Here is a 1,274-nt window from a genome sequence, read left to right on the forward strand (position 1 = left end):
GTGTGTGGTCTCAGGACATAGGAAACGCATGTCTCAAGACATAGGAAACTCCGCGGCAGTCTCGGCAGGTGTCGAAAGCTCGCCTGGTCATCACCGCCGTGGTCCTTGAGGGACGCAGCCAAGCCGACGTCGCCCGCGCCTACGACGTCTCGAAGGGGTGGGTGTCCAAGCTCGTCGCCCGCTACCACACCGAGGGTGAGGCGGCGTTCGAACCGCGCTCGCGCCGACCGAAGCACTCCCGCAACCAGCTCTCTGCCGACACCGCTGCGCTGATCGTCGAGCTGCGTCGGAAGCTGCAGGCGCAGGGACTGGACTGCGGGCCTGCGACGATCGCCTGGCACCTGCGCCACCACCACGGGATCACCGTCGCCCCGGCCACGGTCAGCCGCCACCTCAGCAAAGCCGGACTGATCACCCCGCAGCCGAAGAAGCGCCCGAAGTCCTCCTACATCCGCTTCGAAGCCGCGATGCCGAACGAGTGCTGGCAATCCGACTTCACCCACTACCCACTCGCCGACGGCACCGACACCGACACCGAGATCCTCTCCTGGCTCGACGACTGCACCCGCAAAGCGATCCGGGTCACCGCCCACCGCGCGGTCACCACCCCGATCGTGGTCGCCGAGTTCCGCACCGCCTGCCACAAACACGGATATCCCGCGTCAACACTCACCGACAACGGCATGGTCTTCACCACCCGACTCGCCGGCGCCGGGCGGAGAGGCGGCCGGAACGCCTTCGAAGCGGAACTGCGCCGACACCACATCCGGCAGAAGAACTCCCGCCCCGGCCACCCAACCACCTGCGGCAAGGTCGAACGCTTCCAGTCGACCCTGAAGAAATGGCTCCGCACCCACCCCACCCAGCCGGCCACTCTCCAGCAGCTGCAAGACCTCATCGACCGGTTCGTCGACGAATACAACCACCGCCGACCGCACCGCTCACTGCCCCACCACGCCACACCAGCAGCCCGCTACGACGCCCTGCCCAAAGCCGCACCAAGCGGCAACCGGGACAACGACACCCACGACCGGATCCGACGCGACATCATCGACAAGACCGGCTCCGTCACCCTCAGAACCAACGGTCGACTACACCACATCGGCATCGGTCGAACCCACGCCCGAACCCACGTCATCCTCCTCATCGAGGACCTCAACATCCGAGTCGTCAACGCCGCCACCGGAGAACTACTCCGCGAACTGGAACTCGACCCGAACCGCGATTACCAACCCCAGAAAACGAAGAAACTCCCAAACCACTGAGGGTTCGGG

General features: G+C 65.6%; 1 protein-coding gene. It reads left to right on the plus strand.

What is annotated here, in order from left to right:
- The first annotated feature begins 68 nt into the window (after nucleotides 1-68).
- The gene (locus ACFFGH_RS34350) at nucleotides 69-1,265 is read left to right on the plus strand and encodes an IS481 family transposase (RefSeq protein WP_386677452.1); all 1,197 of its coding nucleotides are present in this window, start codon (nucleotides 69-71) and stop codon (nucleotides 1,263-1,265) included.
- Nucleotides 1,266-1,274: the final 9 nt, after the last annotated feature.

It is taken from the genome of Lysobacter korlensis, assembly GCF_042434515.1.